This is a genomic window from Nostoc sp. 106C, assembly GCF_002154725.1.
Taxonomy (GTDB): domain Bacteria; phylum Cyanobacteriota; class Cyanobacteriia; order Cyanobacteriales; family Nostocaceae; genus Aulosira.
Map to the genome: position 1 here is coordinate 27,840 of NZ_MTAW01000132.1, position 16,773 is coordinate 44,612.

Here is a 16,773-nt window from a genome sequence, read left to right on the forward strand (position 1 = left end):
AGGATGCAATCGCCCTTAATTGGAAATCTTTGCCACTTGCTTGGGTGCTTCTATTTCAGTAAATAGCTGCATTGCTAGATAAAAATTCATCTGACTTTCATCAAGCTTTGCCATCTCTTGATAAGTTAAACCCAATTGAAAATAAGCTTCAGCTAAATCACACTTAGCACCAATTTGATCCAAAAGTTCAATTGCTTCTGTATGATTAGCCAGAGCTAAATCAAATTCTGCTTGTCGGCGATGAATTTCTGCTAAACCATTCAGTGTTTTTGCTTTCACTTGCATATAGTGACTTTCTTCTGCAACAGTTAAAGCTTGTTGAAATATTTGATTTGCCCGATCAAATTCTCCTAAATTGACGTATGTTTGCCCCAAAATTTGCATGAAATAGACAAATCTTCCAGTCTGTTCCACCAGTTTTTCGGTTGTCATATTTCGATAAGCTACTTCTGCTAAGGCATAGGAAGCATCACGCAAACCTAAATAAGAATATACTAAAGCTAAACACACAGAAGCTTTCTCTGCCCAGCGATGATGTTCGGTATTTTGAGCGAGGTAAATTACTTGTTGAAATAACTTGGCAGCCGCTTCTAGTTCCCACAAATCTATTTTGTACAGACCAATACTTAATAAAGAATCTACCTCTAGCATCCGCAGATAGTAAACTGTATGTTTATTTTCTGGCTGAGGTACAAGTGATTTGAGTGCTTGGGTTGCTAGAGCGATAGTCTTTTCTTGACAGGCGATCGCCTGATTAATTTTGCCTGTTATCCAGTATAAATCGCCCAATATATTGTAAAGTTCGCTGAGATTTTGGTCATGCTCAAGATTGTTTACAATTTGATTAATAGCAGTAAGTACAGGTTGAATTAAACCCATACGATACAGCGTACTACCAAGAGGTAGAAACTGCTGCCATTGATTATTTCGGCTTTTAAGAATGACTTTACCTGCTAACTCAAATTGGCTAATTTCTATGTAATGATAATATGCTTCCAGAGCTTGCAAAGCATCTTTAAAAGTTTCGATTTGTTGAACGCTAGCTGTCCAAAATTCTGCGGCTTTATAATTAGTCAATTCCCATTCATCGCTGGGGCGTAAACGCGCGATCGCCTCTGCACGAATCACCGGATGCAGCCAGTATTCACCGTTATGGTATTCCACCAAAGACCGATTTCTCAGGGAGGCGATGATTTGCCGATGTTGTTCAGGTGCCACATCCCACAGTAAGCAAAACAATCCTTGTGATGGGATAGTGGGGATATCTTGGTAACGATAACATCCCAAACGGCAAAGCAGGCGATAAGCTTGGGAATCGAGGATTTGCAGACGATTAATTTGACTAACCGCTAAATTTTTTAAGTCGGTTGTTGCTAGCGGATCGGCATGATTTTCTTGCCAATAAAGTGCCATGTCACCGTCAAAATCTTCCTGAATCGAACCGCAGAGAATTCCCATTGCTTTCGCATTTCCAGCATAGGTGCGATGCATCATTTGCAGAGTTGACGAGTTGATGGTTAACCCACGATGGCGAAAAAACTCTTCCCATGCGCCTCGATCCAAGCCAGGAAGCCGATAGCGATCAACATTTAGCCCAGGTTCACAAAGGCGATCGCGACTGGTAATTAAAGTCACAGACTGCACCCTTGCATCAGCCAAAACCCGCAATAGTTCTACATAGTTACGGTGTTCAGCAATCAACCGTCCTTGTTGATCTAATGCTGGTTCCAAATTGTCAATTAATACCCCAATCCGCCGATTGTGGAGTTGGCGCTTCAATCGTCCCAAAGTTACCCCAAATTCTACCCCAGGTTCTTCATGAAAGTCTTGTTTCAGCCATTCCTCTACCACCCGTTCCGCCGGAGTGATATTCTGCGTTTCCTTCGCCATCAGCAGTTCTAACACCAAGTCAAAATCTTGGTGGAGATATTGCTGCGCCAGAGTAGTTTTGCCTAAACCGCCCTCACCTTGGATGACAATTACCTTCGACCCTTGATTTACCAAAGTATTCAGGTGAGCGATCGCATCTTGTCGTCCAATAAAATTAGTATCCTCTGGTTTTGGGATGGGTTGCCGAGGCGATCGCGTATAATCAATGAGACTGGATATCGCCGTACTTTTTCTCAGAACACGCTCCAAAGTAGCACGACAATTACTTTTAGTAATCTTCTCTCGCAATACCTGAGAAAGCAACCGCCATAACTGTGAGCCAGCATCCTTAGCGTGTCCTTCCGTACAACCGTAAGAATGCGCGATATCCAAGTACTTTCTATCCAACCAAACCTGCTGAAGAATAACTTTTTGCAAATCGCTCAACCGTTCCCCGGTCTGAGCAGGAATTATGGTGTCTAACCATGCTAATGCTGCTTCAGCGTCCATTGTGTAACGACTAGGGTAGTTCAGACTTTAGTAATCACTATAAATTACTCTACAGTTATGCTTCTCAAATTTTCGGATAAGATTTTGTAAATCCGACTTTTTTCCCGACTTTATTCATCGGTAGTCACAATTATTATTCGGCGATCGTATTTGCTATTTTCAGTAGATTGAAATCGAAAGTTAACGGAAGAATCAGGGTTTCAGACAATGTTATTGGGGCTGGTAATCACGGTCACAAGCTATTACGCGGATCGCAGTGCCGTAAAGACCTGTAATACCTGCTGTGCTTACCACGTAGCGTCTCCGACTGGAGTTTACAATCGCTTTTAGGTTCATCCGTATTACATACAGTAGTTATCAATATTTAAGGTGATATTCCCTAAATGCTTCGGTGTTTACAAAAATCTGGAACCATTAAGACAGCAAGATCCAAATCTTTCCAATAAAAGAAATACTTGTTAATAAAAGTAACAAAGTAACATAAGCTACACGTTTCCAATGTTAAAAACTACTAATGTAGTAAAATATTTATCCAATAACTAATTTTTACGTATAAATACTGAGAATTTCCTCGAAAATCTATATATCTAATTATGGCACTATCTGTCAGTTCAAAAACGCAACTTATTATCAAAGATCTCAATTTTTAGAGATGAGAGATCGCTCAAAACTAATTGTCTAACTGATGAGTTCACCTCAAATTAAGGGTATCACCTGTGAGTATCAAAAAACTAATTGTCACCTTATTGGGAGTGGGAAGCAGTGTTTTCCTGGCTTTATCCGATGCTCAAGCATTAACTTTATCTTTTTCTGGGAATGGCAATTCCGGTTTTGGTGGAGTTTTGGGAACTGGTAGTCTTCAGATTTCAGACAATGGATCAACTATTCAAGCAACTTTCAACAAGGGGACAGGTGGATTTAATGATGCAGTAGTTATCTATATAGATTCAGTGGCTGGAGGATTTGCTAATACTAGTGGATTTAACGATCAAAATGATGGTTTAAGACAAGCCATTTCAGGAGCTTCTAGTAGTGTAAGAAGTACAGTGTTCTTCCCTAGCGGATTTAATGCTGACTTTGCTGTTGCTCTGGGAGTTAATCCTAACTTCAACTTCGGAGGTCTTTGGCAACTTGCCAATGGTGGTAATAACAGCCTAATCTATATTGACTCAGTAAACTTAGCGCCGCTAGGCAATACAACCTCAACCAACTACACTTCTGACTTCGATGTCAGTCAAATTGGTCTGACTTCTAACTCAGGAGCATCATTCAAATTTGTCGCAACATACTTGAATCCACTTAACAGCTTTCGCTCTGACGAAGCTATTGGCAATGGAATAGGCCCAGGTAACCCGGGACAAAATCCAGTTACTTTTACTAGCTTTGAAACGTATACAACTGCTGTTCCCGTTCCCTTTGAATTTTCCTCAACACCAGGGTTACTGACCTTAGCAGCAATATGGTGGGGACGGAATTACCTGAAACGAATCAAACGCCTATTCTTAAGCAGAATGTGAGAATCCCATCCAACTTTTCCTCCGATTTCTTTAACTACATCAGATAAAACTGCCGACTTCAGCCGACTGACAAGAGAAAGTGCGATCGCTTAGGCTAGGGCATAGAAATAAAAAAGAAAGTATAAAAATATGCTTAACACCCTCAGCCCAGTTGCAAAAGATTTGGCAGGACAAAGCTATACATCTCCTCACTACTTACAAACACAGCGCCGTATTCGTTCTCTCATCGACAAATACCTCGGAGTCGAAAAACTACGCGATCGCTTGCAGGATTTACCGATACAATTTACCAATCCCCAACCGCGTCCCTGGAAACTCATTGATTGGCAAGCAATTAACTCCAATCAAATTATCGGCATAGATTCACAAGTATTTCTATCTATCTTGATAGGTGCAATGGATACAGAAGCCCCGATTCGCGGTTATACCCAAACAAGTAGAAAGTATTTGGCAAAATTGCATCCTGAGATGGCGCGGTTTGTTGGTGGAAGTGTCGGTGAAGATGGCGAACTACTAGAACCTGGCTTATGGGAAAAAGAAGAACGTCAGCATACACCTGCATTAATTAAGGTTTACACCCAACTAACAGGCGAAAAAATTACCCCCAAACTTCGGATAGTTCGCGGCTATCTCCCAACAGATGACCCTTACGAAGACCTATATCGCCACGGCTTACACCGCGTAGCCACAGAATACGGTGCAACCTGTCTTTATCTTTGGCTGATGGCTTACACCACAGGCCCACTCCAGGATGTTCTAGAGGAATTAGCACAAGACGAAATCAACCACATGACCAAATTCTGGGGGTTTGGCGTCTGGGCTTTTCCCGATACTGGACTGATGCGCATTGGGCGTACCTTAATCAAAACACGCTCTCAGAACTATCAGCGCAACAACCTTATGCGTACCCTACGCCGCATGATGGGTACACTAAACTGGAAAGCTTGGTCTTTGAGCAACAAAGGCACTCTCCTCTTTACCTTCGCCTACACAATGCATCACCTGTGGAGTTGGAACAATAGCCTGACACCAGAGTACTTGCAAGATTTATTTGGAATTACTCCTGTTGAGCCAAAGAATACCTAATTTAACGAACCGCAAAGTACGCAAAGTACACAAAGGAAGAACCAAAAGAAGTTAGATATTACTCTTTTTGCCCTCTTCTTTGCGCCTTTGCGCCTCTGCGTGAGCCTTTTATACATTTATCAACACCAAAAATTTATGACTTTATTACCTCCAGATTTAAACCCGCAACACTTACCCCAACACATTGCCGTCATCATGGATGGTAACGGAAGATGGGCAACAAGCCGAGGATTACCCCGCATAGCCGGACATCGCCAAGGCGCAAAAACCCTAAAAGAATTATTGCGTTGCTGTAAAGATTGGGGAATCAAAGCACTGACAGCCTACGCTTTCTCTACAGAAAATTGGCGACGTCCGGTTGAAGAAGTAGATTTTCTCATGCTTTTATTTGAAAGACTTCTGAGGCGCGAGTTAGCCCAAATGCATCAAGAAGGCGTGCGAATCTCCTTCATTGGCGATTTATCGGCTTTACCCCAGTCTCTACAAACCCAAATGCAACGTTCAATGGCAGAGACATTGCACAATCAAGCAATACACTTTACTGTTGCAGTTAACTACGGTAGTCGCAACGAAATTACCAAAGTTTGTCGTCAAGTAGCGGAACTAGTGGAACGGGGGGAACTCAGTTCAGAAGAGGTAAATGAAAGTTTTGTAACACAACACCTCTACACAGCCGACACTCCCGAACCAGATTTGCTGATTCGTACTAGCGGTGAGATGCGCTTGAGTAATTTCCTTTTGTGGCAAATGGCATATACAGAGATGTATTTCACCGATATTCTTTGGCCAGATTTTGACCGAGAAGCATTTCATCAGGCTTTGTTGAGTTACCAAAAACGCGATCGCCGTTTCGGTCAAGTTAAAACTTCACTATCAGCTTAGAATACCTCGTCTCAGCCAGAGCATGAAAAAGCTAATCTCTAGCCTATGGTTTGGGAATACTGAAATACAAGCCTAACTTTTGGCTAGTAAAGCTGCTTTTGATGAGGACTATATCAAGCTGATGGATACTAAAAAAATTCTAAGTTGGTTCCAGCCATTCGATTGGTTAAAATTTCTCCTAATAATTTTGATAGTACTGGGCGTATTTTTTCGCTTTATTAACATTGATAAAAAAATCTACTGGCGCGATGAGGCTCTAACTTCTCTGCAAATTTCTGGTTACACCCAAACAGAGATATTACAAGAAGCCTTTAATGGCTCAATAATTACTGTTGCAGATTTACAAAAGTATCAGCAGATTAAGCCTAACAGCAGTGTCATCGATACAGTTAAATCTTTAGCCATAGAAACTCCTGAACATCCACCACTGTATTACATGATGTCGCGTTTATGGGTGCAGTGTTTTGGCAGTTCAATAGCAGCGACAAGAAGTTTATCTGTGCTACTTAGCTTATTCGTTTTTCCGGCGATTTATTGGCTGTGCCTGGAATTATTTGAGTCGCCTTTAGTAGGATGGATAGCTATGGCGATTGTCGCTGTGTCGCCGTTTCATGTTTTGTACGCCCAAGAAGCACGAGAGTACAGCTTTTGGACAGTGACAATTTTGCTATCAAGTGCCGCATTATTGCGAGCTATGCGTTTGAAAACAAAACAAAGTTGGGGAGTTTACGCGCTTAATCTAGCCTTGGGTTTCTACTCTTATTTATTTTTTGCATTTGTTGCAGTTAGTCATGGCATATATACCATTATCACCGAACGCTTTAAATTAACTAAGACTCTTGTTGCTTATTTAATTGCCGCCGCTTCTGGATTTCTCTTGTTTGCACCTTGGGCTGTAGTTGTAATTACCAACTTAGAGCAACTCAAAAAATCAATGTCTTGGATTAGTTATAGATTTACCTTTATCGAACTAGCAACTCGCTGGATATTTAATATTAATCGCATTTTTGTCGATTGGAATTATGGATTAAGTTTTAATAGCCCTATTCCTTATTTAGTAATCATTGCAATTCTGATTTTAGCCGTATATTCTCTTTATTTTGTCTGGCGTAACACTAGTGAACGGCAGTGGCTTTTTATCTTCACCTTAATTGGCATTACTGCTTTAGCCTTAGTTCTACCAGATTTGATTTCCGGAGGGCAACGCTCTAGAGTACTTCGCTATATAATTCCTTGTTACTTAGGTGTGCAATTAGCTGTTGCTTACTTGTTTGCTACTCAAATTACCTCCATTTCTCTGAAAAAATGGCAACATAAGTCTTGGCAAGTAATTATGGTAATACTTCTGACTAGCGGCGTTGCATCATGCGTCATTAGTTCAAAAGCAGCAGTTTGGTGGAACAAATTAGGGATAGATAATACTCAGTTAACAATGATAGTAAACAAAGCTTCCAATCCACTAGTAATTAGTGATACTAGCTTACCAAGCGATATTCTGTCTTTTAGTTATGGGCTAAATAAAGATGTTCATATTCAGTTAGTAACTCAGCCGGATTTATTGAAAATTGCCGATAGCTCTGACGATATATTTTTGTATAATCCTTCTAAAGCCTTAAAAACTCAAGTTGAAAAAGAGAATAAATACAAAGTCAAGCGGTTACAACCACCGCTATTTAAAGTAGAGAAATTTTAAGTAATTTTAAATCCCCGACTTCTTTAAGAAGTCGGGGATTTAACTAGCTAATTTTAAACATTTTTTGCGAAAGCGATCGCCCCGATACCACTCAACATTAATCCTACACCTAACCATTGGGAGATTAATACTTTCTCTTGCAAAATAACCGAACCAGATATTGTGGTAGCTATTATAGTTAATCCTATGACTAATGGATAGGCGACAGATAAATTTAATTTACCTAAAACTAATATATAAAAAATAGTACTCAACCCGTAACTAGCAATTCCTCCTATTAAATAAATATTTAGGGGATTTTGACCTGCTCCTAGTTTTAATAAAGTTTGGGCAAGTGTATTTAATCCCACGGTAATTAAAATCACTAAAATAAAAACCAACTGGTTACTCATGATGTTTGATTTTTTTATAAAAAGACCAATTTAGAAAAAATCATCATAGCCGACAGTAGGATCAAATTCCCAAAGTTCTCCATGATCTGGATATGGTATTTGTATCCATTTACCCGCAAGTTTCTCCCACCATCGAGGCGGATGAGGTAAGCTGGCAACTTGGATGCAATGACATCCACAAAGCCAAGCTCCGACAACATCAGTATGTAAACTATCTCCAATTACGACCACGTGTTTAGATGGTAGTTGCATGTAAGCCATCGCCTGACGGAATGCAGGCGGAAAAGGTTTTTTAGCAGGGTTAAGAGCGCGAATATTCAGACGATGGGACCAAAATTTAACTCGATAGCTACGTTTCCCATTCGATAAGATAAAAAATTGAATTTCTGCTAATTTTGCTTGTGTAATCCAATCTTCTGCCCCAGGAGATAAGTAGCGATCGTCTTCAGAAACAATTGTGTTATCTAAATCGAGAATAATTCCTTTAATTCCAGATGCTCTTAGCTGCTGAATCTGGATTTTAGCTAGTGTGTCAGCTTGTTTTGGTAATTTTGGAAATTTTCTTTTAGAACCTGCTTGCTGTAGCTTGCTCAACAAAGTCTTAAAATTCTTCATCTGCAAATTCCCGAAGATTTTGCTGTTAAATTATTCAATAAATTTATTGAATTAACCCTTGATTTTTTAGCCAGAGAATTGTGAAGCAGGTGACTACCCAACCGACAACGGTGCCTAAGATTGGTAAGTCTTTCAATAAAATTTCCTCAGGTCGTTCGCTGCTTCCGCCTTGCTCTAAATCGTCTTTGCTGTGATTGGCAATTTCTTGAGGATCGCTCAGTAGTTGATAGCGAAAAACGCCATACAAAACAAATGGTAAGGTGAGTAACATCCAGGAGGTAGGCGCTCCATGTAGGTAGGGGCCAGCACTCCAAAGCGCATAGGTGACAACCGTCCCCGTAGTAACGACATTTTCCATGCGGCCTAACAGCGCGGGAGAGTAGCGTTTGAGTACAGAACGGAGCTTGCTACCTTTAATTTGTGCTAGCCGCAGTTCTGCTTTGCGCTTTTCAATTCCCAAAAATAGCGCCAGCATGGCTGTACATAGTAAAAACCAACTTGATAAAACAATGCCAGTAGCAGCCGCACCTGCGAAAGCTCGGAGAACAAATCCAGTTGCGATCGCACCAATGTCCAAAATCACTGTCTTTTTTAATCGCAGATTGTAGGCAACTTGCAATAGAGCATATGCAGTGATAGCAATACCCAACTGAGGCGATCGCAACCATGAAATAGTTAGCGCGCTACCTAACAGCGCTACTGCCATTGCCAACGCTACTGGAATTCTCACTGCGCCAGATGCGATTGGTCGCCGACATTTTACTGGATGTTGACGGTCAGATTCTACATCTGCAATGTCATTAATTAAATAAAAACCACTAGATGCACAACAAAAAAGTGTAAATGCTAGTAAGCTACCTAATAGTGATGGCAAATTAACACTAAAGGCAAATAACGGTGCTGCAAATACAACTAAGTTTTTTGTCCATTGTCGTGGTCGCAAAGCCAATATATGGTAAGCGATCGCAGATTTTTTCAACCTTGCAGCAATTCGAGAGTCCATAATTTTCCTGTCTCTCTTGGTTTAGAGTAATGAGATTTAAAAAGTTGCCAATTTGAGAATTATGTTCAGCAAAAACTCATTAAAACTAATGTTTTATAAGATAATAAAATTTCTATTTACGCAGTCAATAATCGAGCAATACAACAATTTATAAGCTCCTTACCTTCAGACTAAAGATTACTCAAATGCTTGCAACAAATCTACAAGCTTAATTTAAGTATTCCCAAGCTAAAGAGCGATCTAACTTTTTAGTCAGATCGGGCAATTATTTAATGTCGGTGTCGCCAAAAATAAGTTGATATGGATTGAAAAATAGCAAATTAAACGGGTGTAGAGTACTTGCTCCTCACCCTGATAATCCAATACGGTTCAGTTACTGTCGAACAAAAACCAAGATTTGGGGGAGAATCCCCAAAACCCCCGATTGGGGGACGCAACCGTCCCCCAAGCCCCCTCCAAAATAATTGTTCGGTTTTTTGTTTAGTAATTATTTGTGAACTTTGTTGTCAATGAATTTTCTTAACTGAACTGTATTGCCTGATAATCTCAGCTTTCGATAGTTTATTTAACCCAGAAGCGGAATTGAAGATTAATTCCTCACCTCTCCTAAAGACCTTCTCGTAAACCGATCGCAATTTTACTGTGTTGTTCAATCTGTCCCATGACTTGTTTGGCTCGTTGAATTACCACAGATGGTAAACCTGCTAACCGTCCCGCTTCAATACCGTAGGATTTATCAGCGCCTCCCGGTTGAACTTGGTGTAAAAAGATAATTTGGTCGGGTAACTCTTTCACTGTTACCTGATAATTAGCGACATTGGGTAACATCCCTGCCAGTTCATTCAACTCGTGGTAATGCGTAGCAAAGATTGTGCGAGAGCGAATATCTGTTGCAAGATATTCAGCCACTGCCCAAGCTATAGACAGTCCATCAAACGTTGCCGTTCCCCGGCCAATTTCATCTAATAACACCAGAGATCGCGACGTGGCATGATTGAGAATATTCGCCGTTTCATTCATCTCCACCATAAAGGTAGATTGACCAGTGGCTAAATCATCCACTGCACCCACACGAGTAAAAATGCGATCGCATATTCCCAACTTAGCAAACCTCGCTGGCACAAAACTTCCCGTCTGCGCCATTAACTGAATCAACCCTACCTGACGCAAATAACAACTCTTACCACTGGCATTTGGCCCGGTGAGGATAATTAAGTCAGGGTGGTCATTTGTCATTTGTCCCTTGTCATTTGTTAATGACTCTTGACCCAACTGCGTGGAATTCGGTACAAAAAACCCCGCAGGTAAAGACTGTTCCACTACCGGATGTCGCCCATCGACAATTGCTATTTCCCGTCCTGGCAGTATTTCCGGACGACAATAACCTTGCTGCGCCGCCAACTCCGCCAAACCACACAATACATCTGCCGCCGCCACTGCGCGAGAAAGATTGCGAATTACCTCGGCCTGTTCTCCGACTTCTTCGCGTAAGGCGACAAAAACCTCATATTCCAACTGATTTAAATCATCACGTGCTGAGAGAATCCGGGCTTCTCGTTCTTTCAACTCTGGTGTAATGTAACGTTCTTCATTCGTCAGCGTTTGTTTGCGGATGTAATTGGTGGGTACTTGGTCGGATTTGGCACGGGAAATGCTGATGTAGTAACCAAAAGTTTTATTAAATCCTACCTTCAAGGTTGGGATTCCTGTCCTTGCTCTCTCATCAACTTCCAAATTAGCAATCCACTGCTGATCCGCTTCTACGGTTGCCTTTCTTTCATCCAACAGGGTATTCACGCCAGGGCGAATCAAACCGCCTTCTTTAATATGTATGGGTGGCGACTCTACAATATGGGCATGTAATTTTTGTGCCAACTCTTCTAATACAGGTGACACCTTCTGCAAAGCCTTGAGGAAGGGAGAATGAGCCTCAGCCACTAACTCGGATAATTCTGGTAAGCGTGAGAGAGAATCTGCCAAAGCCACTAAATCTTTAGCATTAGCAGTACCAGAACCAGCCCTCCCTGTTAACCTTTCCAGGTCATAAATTTGACGTAGTAACTGCCGCAAGTCTTGACGCAACGCCGTATTTTCTACCAATTCTTGAATGGTATCTTGCCTTGCGCGAATGCCTTTAATATCGATTAGCGGTTGCAGTAACCACCGCCGTAAAGCACGCCCACCCATTGCTGTGCTAGTTCTATCTAATGCCCAAAGCAGGGAACCGTGAAAAGTGCCATCACGAACAGTTTGGGTAATTTCTAAGTTACGGCGGGTTTGATGGTCAACAATTAGATAGTCAGTAACGGTATAGGTGCGTAACAACTGGAGAGGAACAGAATTTTCCTTTTGAGTATCTTCCAGGTATTCTAAAAGACCGCCGGCAGCGCGGACGGCGAGGGGGAGATGTTGACAACCCAGACCTTCGAGCGATCGCACCTTAAATTTCTGCAATAATCTACTTCTGGCTTCCCCTTGAGAAAACGGCACTTGCGATCGCAAACTATAACAAAACGCTGGCGGCAAACATTGTGGTAGATGCGGTGAAGTTTCTCCTGGACGCAGTATACTACCAAAATCCGGAGCATTGGTAGGAAACAGCACCTCCGAAGGCTGCAAGCGCATTAGTTCTTGGGTAAGGTGTTCTAAATCACTTCCCTGAGTCGTAAGAAATTCCCCCGTCGAGATATCTGCATAAGCTAGCCCCCAATGATTAGCCGCAATTACCACAGCAGCTAAGTAATTATTGCGACTTGCTTTTAGCATTCCCTCTTCAAGCAAAGTTCCTGGTGTGAGGATGCGTGTTACCTCGCGCCGTACTAAACCCACAGCTTCGGAAGCATCTTCCACTTGGTCGCAAATCACCACAGCGTAGCCTTTTTCTACCAGTTGAGTAGTGTAGCGTTCCCAAGCATGGTGTGGTACACCTGTCATCGCCACACGACCAACTTCGCCGCCATGTTTGCTAGTCAGAACCAGTTCTAGTTCCCGAGATACAGTGACAGCATCTTGGAAAAAAGTTTCAAAGAAATCTCCCACCCGATACAGCAGTAGCGCATGAGGATACTTATCCTTCATTTCTACATAATGCTGATACATCTTACTCAGCCTGCTGCGGTCTACCAGTCGCGTGTCAGCATGAGGCGCAGTCGGATGATTGGGTTCCGTTGGCTGAATTTCAAAGTCAGAAGCGGTCATAAATGCTAGGAGTTACGCACGGAAAAGCCACAGGATCTGATGATAACTTGATTGATAGTTGAATTGCGATCGCTCAAGGTTTTTTCATCCTTTGCCATCTTTGCCTGGGTGTGGCTGGTATCACGGTTGATTTTTACTGAAAGCTGAAAGTTGGTGCTATTTGCCGTCAATAATCATTTACCCTAGTTAACACCAGCATAGGAGATTCTATTCTCAATGATTTTCCACTTTTCCTGTGATTTTGGCTAGTAATCAGGGAATTCTAAATTTGTAACTTTTGATTAACTTTGCAATTACTGCAATCGTTATTTGGATTGTTACTAGAAATCTTACTTCAACAGTAAAGGATGAGAGTATGCAGGCTATGCATAGCATGACAAGTGCTAATGAGTTGAACTTGCAATTAGAGTCAACTTTGCAAGAATTGCCACTTTGGTCAGTTTACGTTGAGGTAAAGAGTCTAGTTAACGATCTAACTACACTTTTTAAGCAAGAGCCTTTACTACCAGGAATTATCCTGACGAAAAATCATCAATATCAAGGAATGATTTCGCGGCAAAGATTTTTTGAGCATATGAGCCGCCCCTATAGTTTGTCACTATTTGCTACACGTCCTATCGAAAATCTAATTAACTTTCTCCAGCCAGAGGTATGCATAGTTTCTGAGCAAATGCGGATTGTAGATGCAATCCAAATAGCATTACAGCGAGTACCACAACTTGTTTATGAGCCGATTCTTGTCAAAACTAACTCGTGTAATTATCAGCTAGTCGATTTCCATCAGTTACTTTTAGCCTATTCTCAGATTAATGTCTTAACGCTAGCTCAACTAGAGCAAGTAGAAGAACAATCTAAAATTACCAAAGCAGGTTTTCGTACCCTCAAGCATAACTATACAAGATTGGTTCAGAATGAAAAAATGGCTGCTTTAGAACAACTTGTTGCTGGTATTGCTCACGAAATCAACAACCCTGTCAGCTTTATTGCAGGTAACCTGGTCTATGCAATCGACTATAGCCAGGATTTACTCAATTTAATTAGCCTATACCAAAAGTATTATCCTGAACCAGCAACAGAAATTCAAACTGCGATCGCTGATATTGAACTAGAATTTTTAACGGCTGATTTTCTGCATCTACTGAATTCTATGAAGGTGGGTACCGAACGTATCCACGAGATAGTTCTTGCTTTACGGAATTTCTCTCGCCTTGATGAATCTGAGAAAAAAAGAGTTGATATTCATGAAGGAATTGATAGTACTCTACTACTATTACAAAGCCGTTTTAAAAATCAGCAAACAGGTCAAATAATTACCGTTGTTAAAGAGTATGAAAAACTTCCTTTAGTGGAATGCTACCCTGGTCTACTTAATCAGGCGTTTATGAATATTCTGGTAAATGCTATTGATGCTATATTTAATAATTTTCAAAATTCAGACTTGAGTTGTATATTATCTTCACCTCAAAAATATCCTCTAATTCGGATTCGTACTGAACTTATAGATGATGACGATGTAATTATTCGCATTGCCGATAATGGTTTGGGAATACCCAAGGATATACAAAAACGCTTATTTGACCCTTTCTTCACTACTAAAAGCGTCGGTAAAGGCACAGGGTTAGGGTTGTCTATCAGCTATCAAATTATTGTAGATAAACATGGCGGTCAGCTACAATGCATATCTGCGCTAGGAGAAGGCACTGAGTTTATTATTAAAATTCCTGTTCAACTTGATTCGTGACTAACCGATCGCATTTTGAATTGCTTAGTCACCCACCTCAACAGGAGAAGGATGTTTGATATTGTCATTAGATACAATTACGTGGCTAAATGCTCCATCACGCCAGCTATCTACTATGTCTTTGATAAAGCTGGCTATAGGTATAGCAATTAATAAACCTAACACTCCTCCTAATTTAGCTCCTATTAATAAGGAAATTACTACCCATACAGGATTTAAGCCAGTCAAATTTCCCAAAATCCGAGGCGCGATAAAATTAGCATTCACTTGGTCAATCGCTACAGCTGTACCTAATACTTCTACTCCTAACCAAATGTTTTGCAAAGCTACCAAAAAACTCACTATGGCGATGCCTATCCCCGTACCAAAAGGAAAGAGTGAGAAAAAGCCAATACCAATCCCAAAAAGTAGCGCTAAGGGAACTTGTAGCGTCAAAAATGCCAATGTAATCGCTGAACCTAACACAGCACCTAATGTCGCTTGACCAATAAAATAATTATGAAAATCCTCTCGCAGTAATTCCCGTACTTTTGGGCCAATGTGAGGAGGTAACCACTGAAAAACTCCATCCCACAGGCGATCACCGTTTAATACCATATAGACAGTCAGCACCACTGTCAACAACACGTTTACAACCACACCTATAGTATCAAAGGCAACACTGAGAATTCTGCCAGTGAAAGATTGAAGTTGGTTAGACAATCTCTCTAATATTTGGGTAGCTAAACCAGTTAAATTTACAGGAAGTTGCTGTGTCGCCGCCCAATTTTGGAAAACTTGGATTTGTTGACTGGCAGAATCAATCCAATAGGGAAGAATGTTAGCTAATTCATTCAACTGCTGTATAATCAGCGGAACTAAGGTAATACCTAAAGCCACTAAAATCACCACAGTCAAAAGTAAAACTACCACAATAGCTAGATTGCGTTGTACTCCACGTTCTTGAAGAAACTGAATTGGATAGTTCAATACAAAAGCCAGTAAGATCGCGGCGGCAAAAATACTGACTAGTGGTTGAAAATACTGCACAACCTGGAGTAATAGCCAACCGTTGAGAATGGCAATGGGAAATGCCAATCCTATACTTAACCATCGCGGCAGTTTGTTTACTGATTGCATGAGTGGTAACTCCACAAAAGGCTCTAAATTTATTTTTGCTTCTGGGGATTGGGGGATTGGGTAGGAGTAAGGGGGACAAGGAGGACAAGGAAGCAGGAAGCAAGGGCGAAGAAATACTTGACTCTTGACTCTTGACTCTTGACAAATGACTAATCCCCCATGCTCAATAACAATTAACTATTGATTGCTGTCCAGAAAATCCAGCATAATTCGCTGATGCATAGGCCCTAAAGGCCTAACTTCACCAGCATTTTGCGAATAACAGTTACCTTGGCGAATATCTTCTGGTGTTAAGAAACCCATGTCCCAGCCTTCATTTAAAACCAGTTGATCTAAACTTACCAACAGTGGTGCATGAAAGACATGACGGATAACTGTGTCATCCCAATAACAGCAAAATTCAGAAAATGTAGGAAAATCGTAGCCGATTTCTTCTAGAATTTCTCGCTTGACAGCAATATCTGGGCTTTCTCCCGACTCAAGATGTCCGCCAAACAGCGCCCAGTAACCGGGGTAGATAATACTAGGGATATTATCCCGCAGTTGCATGAGAAACTTGTTTTCTTGGTAGAGAATTGCGATCGCAACCTGTACCTGATGATTTTTCATAAATTTTTGTCTAGCTATTTAACATAATTATTAAGAATCTTCTTCTACATATACTTCTCCCAACTCTTTACCCGCCAAGGGTATGCTTTGATAGCGAACTTTGCCTTTAATTACAACTTGCTCTCCTTTTGCCAACTTATTTTGATGAGTAACAACCCAGATTTTGCCTGTGGAGTCATCGATTTGATACGCCCACCGTTTTACAAGGGGCACTTGCCTTTCTACTTTACCTTGGATGTAAACTGTAGCCTGTTTGTTTGGTTCTGGCTTAATTTCCCGGATTGGTGTGACATTACTACCAATACGGAAATTACCGACGTTTAAGCCAGACTGTGTTAAGTTACCACAACTACAAAGTCCCAGTACAAGCAGAAAGAACAATCCCAAGCGATGGGAAAAAATGCTGTGAGTTTGAGAAAATTTTTGCATTAGTGTTTGTTTGTCATTTGTCGTTGGGCATTGGTCAAGAGTCCAGAGTCAAAGAGTCAAGGGTCAAGCATTTCTTTCCCCCTGCTTCCCTACTTTTTCTCTCTCATCCC

The 16,773-nt window shown here is 41.1% G+C and carries 14 protein-coding genes; 5 read left to right on the top strand and 9 right to left on the bottom strand.

Annotated elements, in window-relative coordinates:
• Positions 1-15: 15 nt before the first annotated feature.
• Complete coding sequence (locus BV375_RS20615; RefSeq protein WP_086763738.1) at positions 16-2,379, bottom strand: tetratricopeptide repeat protein; 2,364 nt, start codon at positions 2,377-2,379, stop codon at positions 16-18.
• A 716-nt stretch (positions 2,380-3,095) separates the two neighbouring features.
• On the opposite strand from BV375_RS20615, the gene BV375_RS20620 reads away from it, so the two are divergent.
• The 4 genes from BV375_RS20620 to BV375_RS20635 all read left to right on the top strand — a co-directional run bounded on the left by BV375_RS20620 (position 3,096) and on the right by BV375_RS20635 (position 7,557).
• On the top strand, positions 3,096-3,896 hold the full coding sequence (locus BV375_RS20620; RefSeq protein ID WP_086763740.1) for a hypothetical protein: 801 nt from the start codon (positions 3,096-3,098) through the stop codon (positions 3,894-3,896).
• A 129-nt stretch (positions 3,897-4,025) separates the two neighbouring features.
• Positions 4,026-4,982, top strand: coding sequence for a ferritin-like domain-containing protein (locus tag BV375_RS20625; RefSeq protein WP_086763742.1), 957 nt, complete (start codon positions 4,026-4,028; stop codon positions 4,980-4,982).
• 135 nt (positions 4,983-5,117) lie between these two features.
• Entirely contained in the window at positions 5,118-5,864 is a 747-nt protein-coding gene (locus BV375_RS20630) for an isoprenyl transferase (RefSeq protein WP_086763743.1), read from the top strand.
• Positions 5,865-5,943: 79 nt separating this feature from the next.
• Positions 5,944-7,557 carry a glycosyltransferase family 39 protein gene (locus tag BV375_RS20635; RefSeq protein WP_243713999.1) on the top strand — a complete coding sequence of 538 codons (1,614 nt, stop codon included), beginning with the start codon at positions 5,944-5,946 and terminating at the stop codon, positions 7,555-7,557.
• Between the two features lie 53 nt (positions 7,558-7,610).
• Here BV375_RS20635 and BV375_RS20640 read toward each other — a convergent pair whose 3' ends face one another.
• The 5 genes from BV375_RS20640 to BV375_RS37030 all read right to left on the bottom strand — a co-directional run bounded on the left by BV375_RS20640 (position 7,611) and on the right by BV375_RS37030 (position 12,935).
• Complete coding sequence (locus BV375_RS20640) at positions 7,611-7,949, bottom strand: SMR family transporter (protein ID WP_086763745.1); 339 nt, start codon at positions 7,947-7,949, stop codon at positions 7,611-7,613.
• A gap of 30 nt (positions 7,950-7,979) precedes the next feature.
• Positions 7,980-8,564 (bottom strand): YqeG family HAD IIIA-type phosphatase, encoded by a 585-nt coding sequence (locus BV375_RS20645; RefSeq protein ID WP_086763747.1) that lies wholly within the window; start codon positions 8,562-8,564, stop codon positions 7,980-7,982.
• Between the two features lie 43 nt (positions 8,565-8,607).
• A complete protein-coding gene (locus BV375_RS20650) occupies positions 8,608-9,567 on the bottom strand; it encodes a decaprenyl-phosphate phosphoribosyltransferase (protein ID WP_086763749.1) in 960 nt (319 codons plus the stop codon).
• A gap of 606 nt (positions 9,568-10,173) precedes the next feature.
• Entirely contained in the window at positions 10,174-12,765 is a 2,592-nt protein-coding gene (mutS, locus tag BV375_RS20655) for a DNA mismatch repair protein MutS (RefSeq protein WP_086763750.1), read from the bottom strand.
• A gap of 5 nt (positions 12,766-12,770) precedes the next feature.
• Positions 12,771-12,935, bottom strand: coding sequence for a hypothetical protein (locus BV375_RS37030; protein ID WP_166507488.1), 165 nt, complete (start codon positions 12,933-12,935; stop codon positions 12,771-12,773).
• Between the two features lie 185 nt (positions 12,936-13,120).
• Here BV375_RS37030 and BV375_RS20660 point away from each other — a divergent pair, with 185 nt between their 5' ends.
• Positions 13,121-14,506, top strand: coding sequence for an ATP-binding protein (locus BV375_RS20660; RefSeq protein ID WP_086763751.1), 1,386 nt, complete (start codon positions 13,121-13,123; stop codon positions 14,504-14,506).
• 24 nt (positions 14,507-14,530) lie between these two features.
• Here BV375_RS20660 and BV375_RS20665 read toward each other — a convergent pair whose 3' ends face one another.
• The 3 genes from BV375_RS20665 to BV375_RS20675 all read right to left on the bottom strand — a co-directional run bounded on the left by BV375_RS20665 (position 14,531) and on the right by BV375_RS20675 (position 16,663).
• A complete protein-coding gene (locus BV375_RS20665) occupies positions 14,531-15,625 on the bottom strand; it encodes an AI-2E family transporter (protein WP_086763753.1) in 1,095 nt (364 codons plus the stop codon).
• Between the two features lie 177 nt (positions 15,626-15,802).
• Complete coding sequence (locus tag BV375_RS20670; protein ID WP_086763755.1) at positions 15,803-16,234, bottom strand: NUDIX hydrolase; 432 nt, start codon at positions 16,232-16,234, stop codon at positions 15,803-15,805.
• Between the two features lie 30 nt (positions 16,235-16,264).
• Complete coding sequence (locus BV375_RS20675; RefSeq protein WP_086763757.1) at positions 16,265-16,663, bottom strand: hypothetical protein; 399 nt, start codon at positions 16,661-16,663, stop codon at positions 16,265-16,267.
• Positions 16,664-16,773 lie beyond the last annotated feature (110 nt).

What these genes read in the sequence shown, in the direction of transcription:
- BV375_RS20615 (WP_086763738.1), bottom strand. Translation starts at nt 2,379, where the DNA reads ATGGACGCTGAAGCAGCATTAGCATGGTTAGACACCATAATTCCTGCT.
- BV375_RS20625 (WP_086763742.1), top strand. Translation starts at nt 4,026, where the DNA reads ATGCTTAACACCCTCAGCCCAGTTGCAAAAGATTTGGCAGGACAAAGC.
- BV375_RS20630 (WP_086763743.1), top strand. Translation starts at nt 5,118, where the DNA reads ATGACTTTATTACCTCCAGATTTAAACCCGCAACACTTACCCCAACAC.
- BV375_RS20640 (WP_086763745.1), bottom strand. Translation starts at nt 7,949, where the DNA reads ATGAGTAACCAGTTGGTTTTTATTTTAGTGATTTTAATTACCGTGGGA.
- BV375_RS20645 (WP_086763747.1), bottom strand. Translation starts at nt 8,564, where the DNA reads ATGAAGAATTTTAAGACTTTGTTGAGCAAGCTACAGCAAGCAGGTTCT.
- BV375_RS20650 (WP_086763749.1), bottom strand. Translation starts at nt 9,567, where the DNA reads ATGGACTCTCGAATTGCTGCAAGGTTGAAAAAATCTGCGATCGCTTAC.
- mutS (WP_086763750.1), bottom strand. Translation starts at nt 12,765, where the DNA reads ATGACCGCTTCTGACTTTGAAATTCAGCCAACGGAACCCAATCATCCG.
- BV375_RS20660 (WP_086763751.1), top strand. Translation starts at nt 13,121, where the DNA reads ATGCAGGCTATGCATAGCATGACAAGTGCTAATGAGTTGAACTTGCAA.
- BV375_RS20665 (WP_086763753.1), bottom strand. Translation starts at nt 15,625, where the DNA reads ATGCAATCAGTAAACAAACTGCCGCGATGGTTAAGTATAGGATTGGCA.
- BV375_RS20670 (WP_086763755.1), bottom strand. Translation starts at nt 16,234, where the DNA reads ATGAAAAATCATCAGGTACAGGTTGCGATCGCAATTCTCTACCAAGAA.
- BV375_RS20675 (WP_086763757.1), bottom strand. Translation starts at nt 16,663, where the DNA reads ATGCAAAAATTTTCTCAAACTCACAGCATTTTTTCCCATCGCTTGGGA.